Origin of the sequence: Halomonas sp. EF61, assembly GCF_040147045.1 — a bacterium.
GTDB lineage: Bacteria > Pseudomonadota > Gammaproteobacteria > Pseudomonadales > Halomonadaceae > Halomonas > Halomonas litopenaei.
This window is the reverse complement of sequence record NZ_JAMSHM010000002.1, coordinates 778,156-798,245: the sequence shown is the minus strand read 5'-3', so window position 1 is coordinate 798,245 and position 20,090 is coordinate 778,156. Positions and strand designations below refer to the sequence as shown.

Annotated in this window: 17 protein-coding genes; 11 read left to right on the top strand and 6 right to left on the bottom strand. The window is 61.3% G+C overall.

The features are described 5' to 3' along the window. The first annotated feature begins 54 nt into the window (after positions 1 to 54). From NFI08_RS12400 to NFI08_RS12350, 11 genes are all read left to right on the top strand, one after another. A complete protein-coding gene (locus tag NFI08_RS12400) occupies positions 55 to 1,605 on the top strand; it encodes an NAD(P)H-hydrate dehydratase (protein ID WP_349589694.1) in 1,551 nt (516 codons plus the stop codon). Then, entirely contained in the window at positions 1,586 to 2,092 is a 507-nt protein-coding gene (tsaE, locus tag NFI08_RS12395) for a tRNA (adenosine(37)-N6)-threonylcarbamoyltransferase complex ATPase subunit type 1 TsaE (protein ID WP_108449813.1), read from the top strand. Before NFI08_RS12400 ends, tsaE begins: the two co-directional genes overlap by 20 nt. Positions 2,093 to 2,112: 20 nt before the next feature. Then, on the top strand, positions 2,113 to 3,549 hold the full coding sequence (locus tag NFI08_RS12390; protein WP_108131638.1) for an N-acetylmuramoyl-L-alanine amidase: 1,437 nt from the start codon (positions 2,113 to 2,115) through the stop codon (positions 3,547 to 3,549). Beyond that, positions 3,546 to 5,648 (top strand): DNA mismatch repair endonuclease MutL, encoded by a 2,103-nt coding sequence (gene mutL / locus NFI08_RS12385; protein ID WP_349589690.1) that lies wholly within the window; start codon positions 3,546 to 3,548, stop codon positions 5,646 to 5,648. Before NFI08_RS12390 ends, mutL begins: the two co-directional genes overlap by 4 nt. After that, entirely contained in the window at positions 5,648 to 6,625 is a 978-nt protein-coding gene (miaA, locus tag NFI08_RS12380) for a tRNA (adenosine(37)-N6)-dimethylallyltransferase MiaA (RefSeq protein ID WP_108449860.1), read from the top strand. Before mutL ends, miaA begins: the two co-directional genes overlap by 1 nt. 132 nt (positions 6,626 to 6,757) lie before the next feature. Next, complete coding sequence (hfq, locus tag NFI08_RS12375; protein WP_045993095.1) at positions 6,758 to 7,003, top strand: RNA chaperone Hfq; 246 nt, start codon at positions 6,758 to 6,760, stop codon at positions 7,001 to 7,003. Between the two features lie 18 nt (positions 7,004 to 7,021). Further along, the gene (gene hflX, locus NFI08_RS12370; RefSeq protein ID WP_045993096.1) at positions 7,022 to 8,338 is read left to right on the top strand and encodes a ribosome rescue GTPase HflX; all 1,317 of its coding nucleotides are present in this window, start codon (positions 7,022 to 7,024) and stop codon (positions 8,336 to 8,338) included. Positions 8,339 to 8,591: 253 nt separating this feature from the next. Beyond that, positions 8,592 to 9,836, top strand: a complete 1,245-nt coding sequence (gene hflK / locus NFI08_RS12365) for an FtsH protease activity modulator HflK (RefSeq protein WP_108131457.1) — start codon at positions 8,592 to 8,594, stop codon at positions 9,834 to 9,836. Further along, positions 9,837 to 10,739, top strand: coding sequence for a protease modulator HflC (hflC, locus tag NFI08_RS12360; RefSeq protein WP_045993098.1), 903 nt, complete (start codon positions 9,837 to 9,839; stop codon positions 10,737 to 10,739). It begins immediately after the preceding gene. Between the two features lie 273 nt (positions 10,740 to 11,012). Continuing rightward, positions 11,013 to 12,194: an ATP phosphoribosyltransferase regulatory subunit gene (locus tag NFI08_RS12355; RefSeq protein ID WP_045993099.1), complete on the top strand. Its 1,182-nt coding sequence runs from the start codon at positions 11,013 to 11,015 to the stop codon at positions 12,192 to 12,194. Positions 12,195 to 12,304: 110 nt separating this feature from the next. Beyond that, entirely contained in the window at positions 12,305 to 13,600 is a 1,296-nt protein-coding gene (locus NFI08_RS12350) for an adenylosuccinate synthase (RefSeq protein WP_045993100.1), read from the top strand. Between the two features lie 108 nt (positions 13,601 to 13,708). Here NFI08_RS12350 and NFI08_RS12345 read toward each other — a convergent pair whose 3' ends face one another. From NFI08_RS12345 to NFI08_RS12320, 6 genes are all read right to left on the bottom strand, one after another. Next, complete coding sequence (locus tag NFI08_RS12345) at positions 13,709 to 14,143, bottom strand: hypothetical protein (RefSeq protein WP_349589683.1); 435 nt, start codon at positions 14,141 to 14,143, stop codon at positions 13,709 to 13,711. 906 nt (positions 14,144 to 15,049) lie between these two features. After that, on the bottom strand, positions 15,050 to 15,979 hold the full coding sequence (locus NFI08_RS12340; RefSeq protein WP_349589680.1) for a tetratricopeptide repeat protein: 930 nt from the start codon (positions 15,977 to 15,979) through the stop codon (positions 15,050 to 15,052). Between the two features lie 76 nt (positions 15,980 to 16,055). After that, the gene (locus NFI08_RS12335) at positions 16,056 to 17,042 is read right to left on the bottom strand and encodes an IS481 family transposase (RefSeq protein ID WP_349589677.1); all 987 of its coding nucleotides are present in this window, start codon (positions 17,040 to 17,042) and stop codon (positions 16,056 to 16,058) included. A gap of 92 nt (positions 17,043 to 17,134) precedes the next feature. Continuing rightward, positions 17,135 to 17,566: a hypothetical protein gene (locus NFI08_RS12330; protein WP_349589674.1), complete on the bottom strand. Its 432-nt coding sequence runs from the start codon at positions 17,564 to 17,566 to the stop codon at positions 17,135 to 17,137. A 260-nt stretch (positions 17,567 to 17,826) separates the two neighbouring features. Further along, complete coding sequence (locus tag NFI08_RS12325) at positions 17,827 to 18,774, bottom strand: tetratricopeptide repeat protein (RefSeq protein ID WP_162816521.1); 948 nt, start codon at positions 18,772 to 18,774, stop codon at positions 17,827 to 17,829. A 392-nt stretch (positions 18,775 to 19,166) separates the two neighbouring features. Beyond that, positions 19,167 to 20,000, bottom strand: a complete 834-nt coding sequence (locus tag NFI08_RS12320) for a tetratricopeptide repeat protein (protein WP_162816520.1) — start codon at positions 19,998 to 20,000, stop codon at positions 19,167 to 19,169. Between the last annotated feature and the right edge of the window lie 90 nt (positions 20,001 to 20,090).

The window sequence follows — 20,090 nt, the reverse complement described above, 5'->3', positions numbered from 1 at the left end:
ATAGGGAAGGAAGTGACCGCCATGGTAGACCATCACGATCGAAGGGAGAACCGCATGGACATCTTGGACGGCGGCGTGATTGAGCCAGGACAGACTCCGTTGTACACCGCCGAGCAGGTACGCGAGCTGGACCGACGGGCGATCGCCGGCGAGAGCGACGGCTTCGCCCTGATGCACCGGGCCTCCGGCGTCGCCTGGCGCTGGCTGAAGGCGCGCTGGCCGGCGACCAAGTCGCTGACAGTGTTCTGCGGTGGCGGCAACAACGGCGGCGACGGCCATGTGCTGGCAGCGCTGGCCGCGACCGAAGGGCGCCAGGTACAGCGGATTTCCCTGACCCCGCGCGAACGCCTGAAGGGCGACGCCTTGCGCGCGGCCGAGATGGCCGACGACGCCGGGGTCGGCTTTATCGAATGGCGAGAAGGATTGAGCGTGGAAGGGGACGTGGTGGTCGATGCCATGCTCGGTACCGGTTTTGCCGGCGACCTGCGTCCGACCTACGCCGCGGCCATCGCCGCCATCAATGAAAGCCGGTGTCCGGTGCTGGCGGTGGATATTCCCTCGGGCATCACCGCCGATGGCGGCGCCGAGCCGAGCATGGCGGTCAGGGCGGTGATGACGGTGACCTTCATCGCCGACAAGCTGGGGCTGCATACCGGGCGAGGCGCTGCCCTGGCCGGCGAGGTGGTGGTGGAATCACTGGGGGTGGACGCCCTGGCCCATGACGATATCACGCCCACCGCCTGGCGCCTGCAGTCGAGCCTGGTGAACCTGGCGTTGCCTCCGCGTGAGCGCGACATGCACAAGGGCGCCGCCGGATTCGCCGGCATCTTCGGTGGCGCACCCGGGTTCGGCGGGGCGGCCCTGCTGGCGGCAGAGGCCTGCGCCAGGGTGGGCGCTGGCCGGGTGCTGCTGGCCACCGCGCCGGAGCACGTCGGTGCCAGTCTGGTGCGCTGCCCCGAGGTCATGGCGCGTGGGGTGACCCATGCCAGCGAACTCGATGAGCTGCTCGATCGCCTGAGTGTGCTCGCCGTGGGGCCAGGGCTTGGCCAGGGGAGCTGGGGCCAATCGGTATTGCAGACCGCGCTGAAGCGCTCGATTCCGCTGGTGCTGGACGCCGATGCCCTCAATCTGCTGGTCAGCCGCTTTGCCGATCAGCGGCGTGACGACTGGGTCCTGACCCCCCACCCGGGAGAAGCGGCACGCCTGCTCGAGACCAGCGTGGCCGAGGTCGAGGCGGACCGCCCGGGTGCCGCGCGCGCCCTGCAGCAACGCTGGGGCGGGGTGATCGTGCTCAAGGGGGCCGGCACCCTGATCGCCGGTCCCGAGGGCCTGGCGCTGTGTCCTTTCGGCAACCCGGGCATGGCCAGCGGCGGCATGGGCGATACCCTGACCGGTGTGCTGGCGGGCCTGATGGCCCAGGGCCAGGCCCCGGGCTGGTCACTGGAACGCACCGCGCGGCTGGGCGTGCTGGTACACGCCCTGGCCGGTGACATGGCGGCGAGAGAGGGCGGTGAGCGTGGTCTGTTGGCCAGCGATCTGGCATCCTGTGCACGAAAATTAGTCAATCCGACGATGGGCGAGGAAGATGCAGCTGCGACTCGATGATGAAGACCGCCAGGTCGCACTGGGGGAGTGCCTGGGACGGGCCTTGCAAGGACGAGGACGCGTCCACCTGTCGGGGGAGCTTGGGGCCGGCAAGACCACCCTGGCTCGCGGTGTGTTGCGCGCCTACGGCCATCAAGGTGCGGTGAAGAGTCCTACCTATACCCTGGTGGAGCCCTACGAGCTTTCGCTGGACGGGGAGCCGGTCACGCTGCACCACTTTGACCTCTACCGCCTGGGCGATCCCGAGGAGCTTGAGTTCATCGGTGGGCGCGATCTGCTCGCCGAGGGGCATCTGTGCCTGGTGGAGTGGGCCGAGCGCGGCGAGGGCTGGCTGACGCCGCCGGATCTCGAGGTGGCGCTACGCCACGCCGAGACAGAAGGGCGCGAGGCGCGCATCAGCGCCGCCACGACCCTGGGTGAAGCGCTGCTGACACGCCTGGAAGACGAAGTCTCCCGCGATCAACGACTGGCGGGAGGCAAGGCATGAGGCGTCGCCTTCCGGCCCGTATGGGTGCTGGTCTATTGACGTTGGTGGCCACACTGGGCCTTACGCTTTCGAGCCTTGCCCAGGCCGCCAGCGTGGACAACATGCGCCTGTGGGCCGCGCCGGATCACTCGCGGCTGGTGTTCGACCTGTCGGCGCCGGCCACCGCCAACGTGTTCGAGCTCGACAACCCGCGCCGGCTGGTCATCGATCTCAGCGGCACCAGTCTGGCCGCCGATCCTGCCAGCATGGACCTGTCCAACAGCGCCATCAGCTCGGTGCGCACAGGCGTGCGCGATGGCGGCGATCTGCGCGTGGTGCTCGAGCTCAGCCGCGCCATCGAGCCGCGTCACTTCTCGTTGGCGCCCAACAACCAGTACGGCGATCGTCTGGTGGTGGATCTGGAGTACCCCGGCGAGAGCGCGGTGGAAGACCCCATCGATCCGATCGAGTCGATGATCCGTGAGCAGGAGATCGCCGCCGAGCGGGCCAAGACCGTGGCGGTGGCCGAGGGCCGTGACCCGGTGGAGGCAGCACCGGTGATCGACACCGCTCAGCCCCATCCCAAGCGCGACATCATCATCGCCGTGGACGCCGGGCACGGTGGCGAGGACCCCGGGGCGCTGGGCCCGAGCGGTACCCGCGAGAAGGACGTGGTGCTGCAGATGGCCGATCGCCTGGCGCGCATGATCAACGACTCCCCCGGCTTCAAGGCGGTGCTGATCCGCGACGGCGACTACTACGTCGGGCTGCGTCAGCGCACCCTGATCGCCCGCGAGCAGAAGGCCGATTTCTTCGTCTCCATTCACGCCGACGCCTTCAACAGTCCGCGTCCCCACGGCAGCTCGGTGTTCGCGCTGTCCCAGAGCGGAGCCACCTCGGAGACCGCCAAGTGGCTGGCGGCCAGCGAGAACCGCTCGGATCTGATCGGCGGGGTCGACGGCAACCTGTCGCTCGATGACAAGGACCAGGTGCTCAGGGGCGTGCTGCTGGACCTGACCATGACCGCGACCCTCAATGACTCCCTGACCATCGGCGATGAGGTGCTCAGTCGCATCGGGCGCATCAATGATCTGCATAAACCCAGGGTCGAGCAGGCCGGCTTCGTGGTGCTGAAGTCCCCGGACATTCCTTCCCTGCTGGTGGAGACGGGCTTTATCTCCAACCCCGAGGAAGAGCGACGACTCAAGGACGGCGGCTACCAGCAGCGGATGATGAGCGCCGTGTTCGGCGGCATCCGCTCGCACTTCGAGCGCAACCCGCCACCGGCAAGCCTGCTGGCCTGGCAGCGCGATCAGGGGCGGTCCACCGCTACCAACGAGTATCGCATCCAGCCAGGCGACACCCTGTCCGCCATCGCCTCGCGTCACGGCGTGGCGCTCAGCGCGCTCAAGCAGGTCAACGAGCTGTCCGGGGACGTCATTCGCGTCGGCCAGGTGTTGAGGATTCCCAGTTCATGAGTGATATCCCGTGTCAGAGCGAGCCTGGCGTCCAGGTGTCACAGCGCCGCTCGATCAAGATTCTCGACCCCCGGCTGGCCAACCAGATCGCCGCCGGCGAGGTGGTGGAGCGCCCGGCCTCGGTGGTCAAGGAGCTGATCGAGAACGCCATCGACGCCGGCAGCACCCGCATCGAGGTGGACATCGAGTCCGGCGGTGCCCGGCTGATCCGGATCCGTGACGATGGCTCCGGCATCGGCGAGGAGGACCTGCCGCTGGCGCTGTCACGACACGCCACCAGCAAGATCCTGTCGCTGGAGGAGCTCGAGGGCGTCGCCAGCCTCGGCTTTCGCGGCGAGGCGCTGGCCTCGATCAGCTCGGTGTCGCGACTGGAACTGACCTCCAACGTCGAGCAGGACCCTCAGGGCGGCTGGCGGGTGGTGGCCGAAGGGCGGCGCATGGAGCCCCGCGTCACGCCGGCACCCCATCCGCGTGGTACCTCGGTGGCGGTGCGTGATCTGTTTTTCAACACCCCGGCACGGCGCAAGTTCCTGCGTACCGAAAAGACCGAGTTCAACCATGTCGAGGAGGCCTTTCGGCGCCAGGCGCTGTCGCGCTTCGACATCGGCTGGACCCTTCGCCACAACCAGAAGACCATCCACCAGTTGCCGGTGGCACGGGATGACCACGCGGTGGAGCGACGTCTCGCTTCGCTGCTGGGAAAGAACTTCCTGGACAATGCCCTGACCCTGGACATCGCCACCGGCAGCCTGCGCCTGTGGGGCTGGGTGGGGCTACCGACCCACTCTCGCGCCCAGGCCGACCAGCAGTACTTCTTCGTCAATGGCAGGGTGGTGCGCGACCGGCTGGTGGCCCACGCCATCCGCCAGGCCTATCGCGATGTGCTGTTCAATGGTCGCCACCCGGTATTCGTGCTCTATCTGGACGTGGACCCCACGGTGGTGGACGTCAATGTCCACCCGACCAAGCACGAGGTGCGCTTTCGCGACGGGCGCATGGTCCACGACTTCCTGTTCTCGAGCCTGCACCGGGCGCTGGGCGAGGCCCGCGCCGGGCACCAGGACGGCCAGCATCCGGGTCAGCAAGCGAGCACCGATACCGATGGCCTCGACGTCGACCCCGAGACCGGCGAGATCCGCGAGCCGGCCCCCCAGGGCGGGAATCCCGGGCGACACCCGTCCCGGCAACAGCCCTCCTGGCAGCAGCAGCCCATGGCGCTGCACCCGCGCCGCGACGAGGGCGAGGGCGGTGTCACCCCGGACCGGGTGCGCGCATTCATGGATGGCTACCGCAAGCTGCACCCGGACCACGAAGACAGCCTGCTGACGCCGCAGCCAGGAGGCCCAGGCGCCGGCGGTCTGGCCGCCGGCACGGCCCAGGCCGAGCGCCATAGCCCCACGCCGAGAACCTGGCCCGACGCCGGTGGCGAGGCTAGCGAGTCCCCTGCCGGGGTCGGCGGCGCATCGCTCACCTCATCGACGCCTGAGGTGATGCCGGAAGACGACGCCACCCAGGCGCCGCCGCTGGGCTACGCCATCGCCCAGTTGCACGGCATCTACATTCTGGCCCAGAGCGCCCAGGGGCTGGTGCTGGTGGACATGCACGCGGCCCACGAACGGATCGTCTACGAGCGCATGAAGACCCAGGTCCACGGTGGCGCGCTGGATGCCCAGCCGCTGCTGGTACCGGTGTCGCTGGCGGTCAGTGCCGCCGAGGTCGAGACCGCCGAGCGCGAGCGCGAAGCCTTCACCCGGCTTGGTGTCGAACTCGATACCGCCGGTCCAGAGACCCTGCTGGTGCGCCAGGTGCCGGCGCTGCTGGCCGATGCCGACGTGGAACCGCTGGTGCGCGAGATGCTCTCGGACCTGGAGCGCTACGGCCGCTCCGATCGCATCGAGGCCCATATCAACGAGCTGCTGTCGACCATGGCCTGCCACGGCAGCGTACGCGCCAATCGCCAGTTGACCATTGCCGAGATGAACGCGCTGCTGCGTGACATGGAGCGCACTGAGCGCAGCGGCCAGTGCAACCACGGCCGCCCCACCTGGACCCAGATGAGCCTCAAGGATCTGGACCGGCTGTTTCTGCGAGGGCAATGATGGCGCCGACAGACGCTCCGGCCGCGGCCACGCCGCCCGCGCAGGACGACCGACCGCTGGCGCTGCTGCTGATGGGCCCCACGGCGGCGGGCAAGACCGATCTTGCCATCGAGATCCGCGAGCGCCTGGGTGGCGAGATCATCAGCGTCGATTCGGCGATGATCTATCGCGGCATGGACATCGGTTCGGCCAAGCCATCGGCCGAGGAACTCGCTCGGGCGCCCCATCGACTGATCGATATCCGTGATCCGGCCCAGGCCTACTCGGCGGCGGAGTTTCGCGACGATGCCCTGGCCGAGATGCACGATATCGCCGCCAGTGGCCGGCTGCCGCTGCTGGTCGGTGGCACCATGATGTACTACAAGCGCCTGGTCGAGGGGGTCGCCAACCTGCCCTCGGCGGACAGCGCCGTGCGTGAACGCCTGTCCCGCCAGGCCGAGCAGGACGGCCTCGAGGCGCTGCATCGGCGCCTGGGCGAGGTCGATCCCGAGTCGGCCGCGCGCATTCACCCCAATGATCCTCAGCGCCTGATGCGGGCGCTGGAAGTGTTCGAGCTGTCCGGGCGGCCGATGAGCGAGCTGTGGAATGAGCAGCGTCGTGAAACCTTTCCCTTTCGTCTGCTGTCCATAGGGCTCGCTCCCGCCGAGCGCTCCGTGCTGCACGAGAGAATCGCCAGGCGCTTCAACGCCATGCTGGACGGCGGGTTTCTCGATGAAGTGGCGGCGCTCAAGGCGCGTGGCGATTTGACGCTGTCGCTGCCATCGATGAAGAGCGTGGGCTATCGTCAGGCATGGCAGTACCTGGATGGCGAGTTTGATCGTGAGACGTTCATTCATCGTGGTGTGGTGGCGACGCGTCAGCTGGCCAAGCGGCAGCTGACCTGGATGCGTAGCTGGCCTGCGCTCACCTGGGTGGACCCGTTGGCGGCCGACCCCGCCGAGCGCCTCGTGAAACTCGTGCGCGAAGCGGGGACTTAGCGTAAGATAACGAGTTCGTGCGACCACTTGCAGGGTCCCGCCGAACAACCGAATACCTGTCGCCCGCCGTCTTGAAGACCTCGGCGGGCGGCACCATAACCTAAAACCCTAAGACACTTCAGGGAGAGCAACATGTCCAAAGGGCAGTCCCTTCAAGACCCGTACCTGAACATTCTGCGCAAGGAGCGCATTCCGGTATCGATTTTCCTGGTCAACGGCATCAAGCTGCAGGGCCAGATCGAATCCTTTGACCAATTTGTCATCCTGCTGCGCAACACCGTCAGCCAGATGGTCTACAAGCACGCCATCTCCACGGTGGTGCCGTCACGCAATGTGCGTCTGCCGGCCCAGGATCCAGCTGCGCAGCCGGAGAGCTGATATTTCGTGAGGTATTGATTGTTTTTTGAACGTCCCGACGCCGGTGAAACGGCGGTACTCGTCCATATCGACTTTCAGGACGAGAAGGAGCGCGAAGATCCCGGTGAGTTCCACGAGCTGGTGAGGTCGGCGGGTGCCGAACCCGCAACCCTCGTGACCGGCTCGCGGCAACGACCCGACCCCAGGAGTTTCGTGGGGTCGGGCAAGCTCGAGGAAATCGGCGAGGCCCTGGCGGTACACAAGGCCGAGCTGGTGATCTTCAACCACGCGCTCAGTCCTTCCCAGGAACGCAACGTCGAGCAGACGCTGAAGTGTCGTGTGCTCGATCGTACGGGCCTGATTCTGGATATCTTCGCCCAGCGGGCGCGGACTCACGAGGGCAAGCTGCAGGTGGAGCTGGCCCAGCTCGAGTACATGTCCACGCGGCTGGTGCGAGGCTGGACCCACCTGGAACGCCAGAAGGGCGGTATCGGCCTGCGCGGTCCGGGTGAAACCCAGCTCGAGACCGACCGCCGCCTGCTGCGTGCGCGCATCAAGTCGATCCACAAGCGCCTGGACAAGGTGCGTAGCCAGCGCAGTCAGAATCGCCGCGCCCGCTCGCGTGCCGAGATCCCCAGCGTCTCGCTGGTGGGCTACACCAACGCCGGCAAGTCAACGCTTTTCAACAGCTTGACGGCGTCTGAGGTCTATGCGGCGGACCAGCTCTTCGCTACTCTCGACCCTACGCTGCGGCGTCTTGAGGTCGAGGACGTGGGGCCGGTGGTGCTGGCGGACACGGTGGGCTTTATCCGCCACCTGCCGCACAAGCTGGTGGAGGCGTTCCGTGCCACCCTGCAGGAGGCCGCCGAGGCCAGCCTGCTGGTGCATGTGATCGACTCAGCGGATCCTGATCGTGAGCTCAACGTCACCCAGGTGGAGGCGGTGCTCGACGAGATCGGCGCGCTGGACGTGCCGACGCTCAAGGTGATGAACAAGATCGACCTGTTCGACAGTTCGCCACGCATCGAGCGCGACGAGCACGGGGTACCGCAGACGGTGTGGCTGTCGGCGCAGAAGGGGCTGGGATTGGACCTGCTGACCCAGGCCCTGACCGAGCGGCTGGCGGAAGACATCATCGACTTCTCGCTGACCCTGACGCCGGAGCAGGGCAAGCTGCGCGCGGCGCTGCATGAGCTGAATGCCGTGCGCGACGAGTCCTTCGACGAGGACGGCCAGACGCAGCTGGATGTGCGTCTGCCGCGTCGTGACTTCAATCAGTTGATGGCACGCCTTGGCGAGCGTGCCGCCGATTACCTTCCCGTCGCGCTGCAGGAACGCGACGTCTGGGAAGCCTGAACCGACCCGCCTGACGGGTCGGCAAGAGCGTCGCCCGGATGGCGACGCCACAAGGAAAGCACTGAAGAAATGTCGCGAGCGACGACAGTTCGGTCTCCGCCGGAGCGGAAAGGTCGGAGTTGACACAGGGTTAAATGAGAACCTTGAGCACCGCCGGCGGCCGAGATGCCGAGCGCAACAATGTATGCAGTGTTTTCCAAGGATCGCAATCGATGCGCCTCGTCTAGGCGGGGGCACAGAGTGGAGACGACGTATGGCCTGGAATGAGCCTGGTGGCGGCAACGGCAACCAGCACGACCCCTGGAGTGGCGGGGGGCGCCGTGGCGGTAATGGGGGCGGTGGCAACCGCGGTGGCGACAATCAGGGTCCCCCCGACCTCGATGAGGCCCTGAAGAAGTTTCAGGACAAGCTCAACGGCATGCTCGGCGGCCGCGGCGGCAAGCGCGGCGGTGGCAAAGGTGGCGGCAAGGGCGGCGGCAATCGCCCGCGCAATACCTTCGCCTTGCCGGGCCTGTTGATCATCATCGGTCTCGCCGTATGGGCGGCCAGCGGCTTCTATCTGGTCGACCAGTCGGAGCGTGGCGTCGTGCTGCGCTTCGGCAAGTTCCAGGAAGTCGTCACCCCGGGCCTGCAGTGGAATCCGCCGCTGATCGACGACGTGCGCATGGTCAACGTTACCCGCGTGCGTTCGGTCAGCCAGACCCAGTCGATGCTGACCCAGGACGAGAACATCGTCTCGGTCGAGATCTCGGCCCAGTACCAGGTGGCAGCGCCGCGTGACTACGTGCTCAACGTGCGTGATCCCGAGCTGTCGCTGGAAAACGCCCTCGACTCGGCGCTGCGTCACGTGGTCGGTGGCACCGACATGATCGACATCCTGACCTCGGGTCGTGAGATTCTCGGCAGTGCCGTGACCAGCCGTCTGCAGACTTACCTGGACAACTACGGTACCGGTATCCGCCTGGTGACCCTGAACGTCGAGTCCACCTCGCCGCCCGATGCGGTGCAGGACGCCTTCGATGACGTCATCCGTGCCCGCGAGGATCGTCAGCGCACGATCAACCAGGCCATGGCCTATGCCAACGCCATCATCCCGGCGGCTCAGGGTCAGGCGCAGCGTATCGTCGAGCAGGGCCAGGGTTACCGCGAATCAGTGGTCGCCGAGGCGCGTGGTCAGGCCAACCGCTTCACCGCACTGCTGACCCAGTATCGCAATGCCCCCGAGGTGATGCGCGAGCGTCTCTACCTCGACGCCATCTCCGAGGTGCTCGGCCAGACCAACAAGGTACTGGTGGACGTCGATCAGGATGGCCCCTTGATGGTGCTGCCGATGGACCGTATCGGCCGTGGTCTGGGCACGTCCACCGCTGCCGACGCCGAGAATCAGCTCGATCCGCAGGTGCTGGAGCGCATCCGTGCCGAGTCCGCCAACGCGGCCTCCAATTCAAGCTCGAACCGCAACGGTCGTGACACCGGTATTCAGCGGGAGGGTCGCTAAATGATCAATAATCGATCCCTGCTCATCGTCGGCGGCCTGGCCGCCGCCGCCTGGCTGGCCAGCAACAGCCTCTACGTGGTCGACGAGACCGAGCGTGCGGTCAAGCTGCGCTTCGGTGAGATCATCGAGGAAAATATCCAGCCGGGCCTGCACGTCAAGGTGCCGATCACCCAGACCATTCGCAAGTTCGACACCCGGGTGCTGACACTGGATACCGACGCCAGCCGCTACCTGACCCAGGAGCAGAAGGCGGTGATCGTGGACTCCTACGTCAAGTGGCAGGTGGTCAACCCCACTCGCTACTACGAGGCCACGGCCGGTGACGAACTGATGGCGGTGCGCCTGATCCAGCCGCGGGTCGACGAGAGCCTGCGTAACGAGTTCGGCCAGTTGAACCTGCAGCAGATCATCTCCGAGAAGCGTGACGAGCTGATGTCCGGCCCCACCGAGGAGCTCGACAAGCTGATGCGCGAAGAGATCGGGGTGGCCATCCTCGACGTGCGGGTCAAGCGTATCGACCTGCCCGAGGACGTGTCCTCGGCGGTGTACGATCGCATGCGCTCCGAGCGTGAGCGTGAGGCCCGCGAGTGGCGTGCCCAGGGCCAGGAGGAGTCCGAGCGGATTCGCGCTAACGCCGATCGCCGCCGTCAGGTACTGCTGGCCCAGGCCAACGAGCGTGCCGAGACCCTGCGTGGTGAGGGTGACGCCGAGGCCGCCGGTATCTACTCCGACGCCTACGAGGGCGATACCGAGTTCTATCGCTTCTGGCGTAGCCTCAACGCCTATCGCGACTCCTTCGGTGCCGGCGAGGGCAACATGATGGTGCTGGATCCCTCCAGCGACTTCTTCCGTTACCTCAAGAGCGCCGATCCCCAGGGAGCTGGCAGCCAGCCCCAGGGCTAGCGGTGGCCCCTGGCCGCCGACCGCAAGGGCGAATGCCGCCCTTGCGGGGTTCAACTGGCGGCCAAACGTGATAGAATCGGTAAACCGGGCGTGGCCCGGTTTTTTTGTGGCCGTCATTCCCGACATCGTTCCGTCCGACGCATTCGCCAGCACGCCAGAAGTTCCGAGACCGCTCCGAGATGAGTTCCCGGATTTCACCAGTGCGCGAGGTTTTGCGTGCGCGCGGACCAGGCCCACCGTCTAAGCAAGATATCGACCAAGCAGGATATCGACATGACCATCGCTGACCGCTGGCTCCTGCCCGACGGCATGGACGAGGTGCTGCCACCTCAGGCCAGTCGTATGGAGGAGCTGCGCCGGGCGCTGCTCGACCTCTTCCATCTCTGGGGTTACGACCAGGTGATGCCGCCCCCGGTGGAGTTTCTCGACTCCCTGCTGACCGGCACCGGCACCGATCTCGACCTTCAGACCTTCAAGCTCACCGACCAGCTCACCGGGCGCATGATGGGGGTGACCGCCGACGTCACGCCGCAGGTGGCGCGCATCGATGCCCACTCGCTCAAGCGCGAAGGGCCGGTGCGTCTGTGCTACTGCACCAATGTGCTGCGAGCCAAGGCCGACAAGCATCAGGGCGGGCGCAGCCCGGTCCAGGTCGGTGTCGAGCTGTTCGGCAGCGCCAGCCTGGCGGCGGATCTCGAGATCCTGCGCCTGGCGCTGGAGAGCCTCTCGGCCTCCGGCGCCGGCGAGGTGCACCTGGCGCTTGGCCACGTCGGCATCTACCGCAACCTGGTCGAGGTCGCCGAGCTCGACGCCGAGGCCGAATACGCCATCTCCGCGGCGCTGGCGCTGAAGTCGCCGGGGCAGCTCGAGGCAGAGGTGTCCAGGGCGGTAAGCGATCCCGCTCTGGCGGCCATGTTCCGCACCCTGGGCGAGCTGCACGGCGGCCCCGAGGTGCTCGACCAGGCCCGCGAAGCCTTCGCCGAGGCGCCCCAGGCGGTCAACGACGCCCTCGACAAGCTGTGCGAGCTGTATCAGGGCGTGCATCGCGAACACCCCGAGGTGGCCTGCTACTTTGACCTGGCCGAGCTGCGCGGCTATCAGTACCACACTGGCATGATGTTCGCCGCCTACGTGCCGGGGTACGGTCAAGCCCTGGCCAAGGGCGGGCGCTACGACGACACCGGCCGTGCCTTCGGTCGCGCCAGGCCAGCTACCGGCTTCTCGATGGATCTGAAGCTGTTGGCGACGCTGGCCTCCAGCGAGGCCGCCAGCGACAGCGTCTGGGCGCCGGCGGAAGGTGACGCCGAGGGCCTCGACGAAGCGGTTCAGGCCTTGAGGCGTCAGGGGCGCCGGGTGATCCAGGGGCTGCCCGGCCAGCGCGCTGCGGGACACGGCTGCAGCGAGCAGCTGGTGGCCCGAGACCAGCGCTGGGTGCTCGAACCGCTGGCGACATGATCCTGCCGGCAGTGCCTGGCACTGTCTGGCAAGCAATACCGGGGCGCCGGGGCGTGGCGCTTTAATCGACTGTGGCGCCAAGGCGCAACCAAGAAGAGACGAGAACTGCAATGGGCAAGAACGTAGTCGTACTGGGTACCCAATGGGGCGATGAGGGCAAGGGCAAGGTCGTCGACCTGCTGACCGAGTCCGCCTCCGCCGTGGTGCGTTTTCAGGGCGGTCACAATGCCGGCCACACCCTGGTCATCGACGGTGAAAAGACCGTCCTGCACCTGATTCCGTCCGGCGTGCTGCGCGAGGACAAGACCTGCGTCATCGGCAACGGCGTGGTGCTGTCGCCGGAGGCACTGATCAAGGAAATCCGCGAGCTCGAGAGCAAGGGCGTACCGGTGCGCCAGCGCCTGCGTCTGTCGCCGGCCTGTCCGCTGATCCTCGACTACCACGTGCGCCTGGATCAGGCTCGCGAGAAGGCTCGTGGCATCGCCAAGATCGGCACCACCGGTCGCGGCATCGGTCCGGCCTACGAAGACAAGGTCGCCCGCCGTGGCTTGCGTCTGGGCGATATGCTCCATCGTGAGCGCTTCGCCTCCAAGCTGGGCGAGGTGCTGGACTACCACAACTTCGTGTTGACCAAGTACCACGGCGAAGAGCCGGTGGACTTCCAGGCGACCCTGGAAAGCGCCATGGAGATGGCCGAAGAGCTGCGTCCGATGGTCACCGACACCGTGAGCTTGGTCCACGACCTGCGCAAGGGTGGCGAGAACATCCTGTTCGAAGGCGCCCAGGGCTCGCTGCTGGACATCGACCACGGCACCTATCCCTACGTCACCAGCTCCAACACCACCGCCGGCGGCACCGCTACCGGTTCAGGCGTCGGCCCGCTGTATCTGGACTACGTGCTGGGTATCACCAAGGCCTACACCACCCGTGTCGGCTCTGGTCCGTTCCCCACCGAGCTGTTCGACGAGCACGGCCGTCACCTGGCGGAGAAGGGCCACGAGTTCGGTGCCACCACCGGTCGCGCCCGTCGTTGCGGCTGGTTCGATGCCGTGGCGCTGCGTCACGCGGTGCAGATCAACTCGGTATCCGGCATCTGCCTGACCAAGCTCGACGTACTGGACGGGCTCGAGAACATCCGTGTCTGCGTGGGCTATCGCAGCAAGGACGGCGAAGTGCTCGATAACCCGGTGGACTCCGAAGGCTACGAGGCCATCGAGCCGGTCTACCAGGACCTGCCGGGCTGGAGCGAGTCGACTCTGGGCGTCAAGCGCGTCGAAGACCTGCCCAACGCCGCCCGCGCCTACATCAGCTTCCTCGAGGAGCAGGTCGGCACCTCCATCGACATCATCTCCACCGGCCCGGACCGCAACGAGACCATCGTCCTGCGCAACCCCTTCGGTGACTGATCGTCAGGTCGTCTGACCCAAGCGACGGGCACAACAGAAAAGGCCGGCAGTGATGCCGGCCTTTTGCGGTCTATCGATAACCCTCACCGATTCCTTCTGCTGTTGAATTCATGGTGACACTCCATCGAGAGCCTCGTGTGATTTTCTGTATACGCGCCCCAAAGCAAGCAGAATGACGCCAAGCAAAGCGACGCCGATCATGATCGAGAAGCCGGAGAGATAGTCGCTGAAATAATCGAAAGCGCTTGTGTCCATAACGTTAGAAAGCTCTTCCGGTCGCTTGAACGATATCAATAGAAAAGTAATAAAGACATTGACTGCTTGCCCTGATAGTAGCGTGATGCCTGACAATGTCATCCAGTTTGATCCAGGGTATACCACCAAGCCAAGTAACAGGAATCCTGCCAGAGGTATGCAATATTCCCCCATTACTTCAAACTTTACATTCCCGGTTTCTGGGACATCGAAGAAGGCCAGCAGGCCCACTGTATATACAAAAAAGGCGCAGATCGTTAGAAAGAGAATACCAAATAATTTTCTCATGATGATACCGTCATGAGACAAGAGAATTGAAATAGATATTGGCTTTTTGACGATATAGGAAAAAGGTAGATATTATAAAAAACAACAATAATAAATTTGTTATTGATTTGTCGAAGTTAATGAAAAACAAAAACAAAAGAGTTAAGCCGTGCCAGAATACAAAGATATTTCTCCCTCTTTTTAGACGAGCGAGTATCATCGTTGCTGTATATAGTAGCATAGTAGCATTAACGGTTAGTAATAATGACTGCATTCCCCTAGGCAGCCCAATCATATGCATTTTTATGGTAAAGTCGATGCTTTCATAGCCTCTCATCATTAACCCAAATTGTACTGTGGAAAATATCATCAGGGCGCAGCAGATGATTGATATGGAAATAGGACGTTTAGGCATTACACACTCCTTTGTGTAGTTTACTTCCTGTAATAAGTTACGGCCGGTTTATCAAATCTCCTTTTTTCCTGAGTGAATTTCACATATGTAAGGTAGACAGCATACGTCTATATCAAGTGTCGAAGCGTCCCCAAAAACTGGATGTGTGGTAGTACCGGGTCAGGGAAACGAACATATAAAACGAAGAAATAGCATTCTTGCTACTTGTAGCTACCATCCGGCTGGTGCTCCAGGCCACTCTGTTCTTCTTCGATGGAGTCGTAGGGCAGTACCTGGCCTTGCTCATCGCGAACGCCGTATCGGCAGCAGGTCACCCAGCAGGAGACAGCTCGCGCAGCGTATACGGTGAGGGTTGAGGGCAAGCCGCTTTCTTGGAACGGTGAACAAAGCACCGCGTTCGATGATCTCCGCGCCAACGAAGACGGTGGTGGTTCTTACGGTGACATAGAGAGCTGCCCCGAAGAACCGCCGGTTGGCGGTACCGGTGGAAGGTCTCAGTAGTGTTGTCAGTGTTACTTAAAACTGCCGTCGGGTTGATACTCAAGTCCATAGTAACTTGGTACGAAAACGCCACGTTCTTCCTGTCTTTCGCGTGAAAGTCGAATGGCTTCCTGAACTTGCTCCGGTGTCATTATGGCCTCAAGGCGGCGTTTGTCTGGCGCTCCAGCAGGATCTTCAAGGTCGTAGTATTTGTAGGCCTGTACCAGATCTACTTCGGTACCGATGCCTTGTTCGTAGTACATGGAAAGGCCGCTATGGCTCATTCGGCCCTCAAACGGCATGTTTTCTGCTCGCTTTAGCCAGTTGAAAGCCGCTTCGTCATCTCTTTCTACGCCTATCCCCTTATGGTAGATGCCGGCTAACTGGGTAGCAGACTCGGCATCGCCCTGTTCTGCCGCCCTAGTAAACCAGTATCGTGCTTGTTCGATGTCTTCCTCAACCAAGCCCTGAGGATCGGCGCCTCGGTAGGCGTGGCCGAGATCCCGTTGAGAGATAATCAGGCCTTTTTCGGCTGATGCCTGGAGATAGGCGAGGGCAAGCGGTTTGTTGACGGGCGCAACAACGCCATTGTAGTAAACGGTGAATAGTGAATAGCCAGCATCTACAAGGCCTAGTCTCCACGCTCGGCGAAGTAGCTCGATAGCTCTGGCTCGATTCGGCTCTCGCTCGAATCCAGTAATATGGCCGAAATTTATAAGTCCGAGCAAGTAGATAGATTCTGCATCGTTCTGCTCGGTTTTCTCTGTGATCTTTTCTATCGTTGTATCAAAGCTTTCGCTCAACGCATCGATGTCTGGGTTGTTTGTGATTATTTTTGCTTCATGCTCCATTGGCAATGCGGTGTTTTCATGTGGATCAGTCTTGTTAAATTCTCTTGTGTTGTCACACCCTGGCAAATAAAGCAAGCCTATTATAGTTGCTATATAGAAAAAGAATTTCATGACTGAAGTCATTATTTAGCTCTCATCTTGAAAACTGACTCTTTCGGTTCATTGTTTCTTTTGGTATCTGGAAAAGTTACGTGTCAGGTCCCGGATGATTAATTACACGCTTGGTGAATAGCTCAGGACGCCTGTTCTGCCAGTCTTTCATCGCTGAAATGGGGGCTTGGTGCTTCAATGCCTTCTGCGGGATGTGATGATTGTACAGCCAGCAGTATCGTTTTAGCGTTTGCTCCAGGTCTTCTCCGGAGACATAGCGACGCGTCGCCAAGACGTCACTGATACGGCCATTGAAGCGTTCGACCATTCCGTTGGTTTGAGGGTGGCCCGGTCGAATCAGGCGGTGCTCCACGTGGTGCTCTGCACATGCCTGGTCAAACGGATGCTGTCCGGTGGGCTTGCGCTCTCCACCAGAGGTGAAGCGATCCGTGAAGCTCTTGCCATTGTCCGTCAGCACCTTTTGGACCTTGAACGGGGCCTTCTCAACGACCCGATGGAAAAACGCTTCAGCATCGCTTGCCGCCTGGCTGGAGCGCAGCTCCAGATAGACCCAGCGCGTAGCTCGGTCGATGGCAACGTACAGATAGCGGCGCTGCGTCTCATCAGGCATCTGCGGCAGATATTTGATATCGATATGGAGGTAGCCCGGTTCGTAGTCTCGAAAGGGCTTGGGCGTTTCCTTCTTGCCCTCCTGATCCCTCTTAGCCAATTGGGCCAAGGTGGGCACCTGGCGGCGTTTCAACATCCGGTGGAGCGCCGCTCTGGATAGCGTGGGATGCAAGAACTCCCGGGCGACGACGAGCAGGTCGTCGAGCCCGAGACGAAGGAATTCGCGTGCCGCAATCAGCACCTCTTCCTGCTCGTGGTTGAGCGTTGCCTTGAGGTTGTGACGGGTGTGGGGGCGATCATAGACGTCATCGCGGTGCCGCCACCGACGTATCGTCATGTCACTGACACCAAAACGCTCCGCCAGCGCCGTATCGGTAATGTGAGCAGGAGCCGCCTGGATCTCAGCGCGAATCTTCGGGGTTGTAGTGGCTTGCTTATGAAGCTTGATCTCCATGGCAATGCTCCTGGATGAACTGACGGAGAAGCCCTCGGGCGGCTATCAAAGGATAGCTCCTTTTGGTCAATTGAACATCCGAGACACCACAGTTACGATAAGGGATATAATCTGTCCAGAATGGCGGGCGTCAATTTCTTGTTTTGATGATATGAAATACATGTTGTCTTTGTTTGAAATTTCCGTGCTCCTGTCTTCTTTTTTTGACCGGACTCTCTACCAGTTTTTCTATCGATAAGCGTGTCGTAATCTACGGATTTTATATAGTGTTTTTTTAGAATGTTATCTTTGTTGATTCCTTCTCCGTGTTCTAGTGTTATTCCAATCTCCATCTCATCCAAATCCGGCACGGTGACCAGAATGCTAAGTGTGCGTGGTAGCTGACGGGAGCGCTCCCTGACGATATCCCATTGCCCTTGAGTCGGTACCACCCCATAGCTTTCGTAGTCATCTGGCTCTTGCAGCAACATCTCCACCGTCACGCCCTTGAACACCAGTTCCAGGCCATTCTGTTCCTCTTCCATGGAGTCGTAGGGCAGTACTTGGCCTTGCTCATCGCGAACGCCACATCGGCAGCGGGTCACCCAGCAGGAGGCGGTTCGCGCAGCGTATACGGTGGGGGTTGAGGGCAAGCCGCATTTTTTGGAACGGTGAACAAAGCACCGGGTTCGATGATCTCCGCGCCAACGAAGACGGTGGTTGTTCTTACGGTGACATAGAGAGCTGCCCCCGAAGAACCGCCGGTTGGCGGTACCGGTGGAAGGTCTCTGAAGTGTCGTCAGTGTCACTTAAAACTGCCGTCGGGTTGATACTCAAGTCCATAGTAACTTGGTACGAAAACTCCGTGTTCCTCTTGCCACTCGCGTGAAAGGCGAATGGCTTCCTGAACCTGCTCAGGAGTCATTATTGCCTCAAGGCGGCGTTTGTCTGGCGCTCCAGCAGGATCCTGGAGGTCGTAGTACTTATATGCTTGAACCAGATCTACCTCGGTGCCGATGCCATGTTCGTAGTAGTTGGCAAGGCCTCGGTGGCTCAGAAATCCATTAAAAGGCATATCTTCCGCGCGTTTTAGCCACTCAAAGGCTGTTTGTTCATCTTTAGGGACACCAGTTCCTTCTCGGTAGATGCCGGCAAGCTGGGTGGCGGACTCGGCATCACCCTGTTCGGCGGCTTCGGTAAACCAGATTTTCGCCTGCTGGATATCTTCATCCACCAGGTCCCGAGGATCGGCGCCACGGTAGGCATGGCCAAGATCTTTCTGGGAAAGAATATAGCCTTTCTCCGCCGATGCTTGGAGATAGGCCAGGGCAAGTGGTTTGTTGACTTGTGTGCCAATTCCCTTGTAGTAGACGGTGAAGAGAGAGTAACCGGCATCTATAACGCCAAGCCTCCATGCCTCTTGAAGTAACTTCGTGCCTTCGCTCGTATCAGGCTGCCGCTCGAATCCTATGATCTGACCAAAGTAAACAAGACCCAATAGGAAGGTGGCTTCGCCATCTCCGTTGCTGGCTCTCTCTTTCATTTGATCTTCGGTTATGTTGCTGAAGTGGTCCCAGTATGATTTGTTTTGGGGTGTGTTTAAAGTAAAGTATGGCGTTCCTTCCATTTTGACAATGGTTGTGGTCTGAGATTTTATAAAGCTTAAAGTGGAGGCGTTATCACAGCCCGAAATGCTGGCTATTGTCAGAAGAGATAAAACAAAAGTTGCTAGGCGCAGTTGAATGTGTGGCACGGTTATATTCTCATCGTGAATGCCCCGGAATTGGCGCCGACTGGACTATCTAAGTTTAGGTGTGGTGCTCAACAACCCTTTTCACCCTTACGCCCTTGAACACCAGCTCCAGGCCATTCTGTTCTTCTTCCATGGAGTCGTAGGGCAGTACCTGGCCTTGCTCATCGCGAACGCCATATCGGCAGCGGGTCACCCAGCAGGAGACAGCTCGCGCAGCGTATACGGTGAGGGTTGAGGGCAAGCCGCATTTTTTGGAACGGTGAACAAAGGACGGCGTTCGATGATCTCCGCGCCAACGAAGACGGTGGTGGTTTTTAGGGTGGCATAGAGAACTGCCCCGAAGAACCGCCGGTTGGCGGTACCGGTGGAAGGTCACTGTAGTGTTGTCAGTGTTACTTAAAACTGCCGTCGGGTTGATACTCAAGTCCATAGTAACTTGGTACGAAAACGCCGTGTTCCTCCTGCCACTCGCGTGAAAGGCGAATGGCTTCCTGAATCTGCTCGGGTGTCATCATTTCCTCGAGGCGGCGTTTGTCTGGCGCTCCAGCAGGATCTTCAAGGTCGTAGTATTTGTAGGCCTGTACCAGATCTACTTCGGTGCCGATGCCCTGTTCGTAACACATGGCAAGGCCGCTATGGCTCATTCGGCCCTCAAACGGCATGTTTTCTGCTCGCTTTAGCCATTCAAAAGCGACTTTGTCGTCCTTAGGTACTCCTAATCCCTTATAGTAAATTTGTGCTAACTGAGTGGCAGACTCGGCATCGCCCTGTTCCGCGGCTTTGGTAAACCAGTATCGTGCCTTCTCGATATCCAACTCGACGATGCCTCGTGGTTGAGGACCTTGGCTATTTCCCCTGTAAGCATAAGCAAGGTTTTTTTGCGAACGTATATAGCCTTTTTCTGCCGATGCTTCGAGATAGGCCAATGCAAGGGGGTGATTGACGCGGACGCCATGTCCGTAGAAGTAAACTTTGAATAAGATATGGCCCGCATCCACCACGCCAAGCTGCCATGCTTCCTGAAGCAGTGTTAACCCGTATGCTTTGTCCACGGGTTCTTCAATCCCTGTGACCATGTCTAAATATATCAATCCAAGGATAAGTTTGGCCTCTCCGTCGTTTTTTTTGCTATCTTCTGCTAGTTGCGTCATGTCGATATTTTCAAGCCTTTCCGACAGTGCATATCGACTGGGCGCATTGGAAATGAAATATGGAGTGTTTTCCATGGTTGCGATCGCTGTAGGATTTAGTCCATTCGGTAGATGGTCCCTACCGTTGTCGCATCCAGATAATATTAAAGAAATTAATATATATAT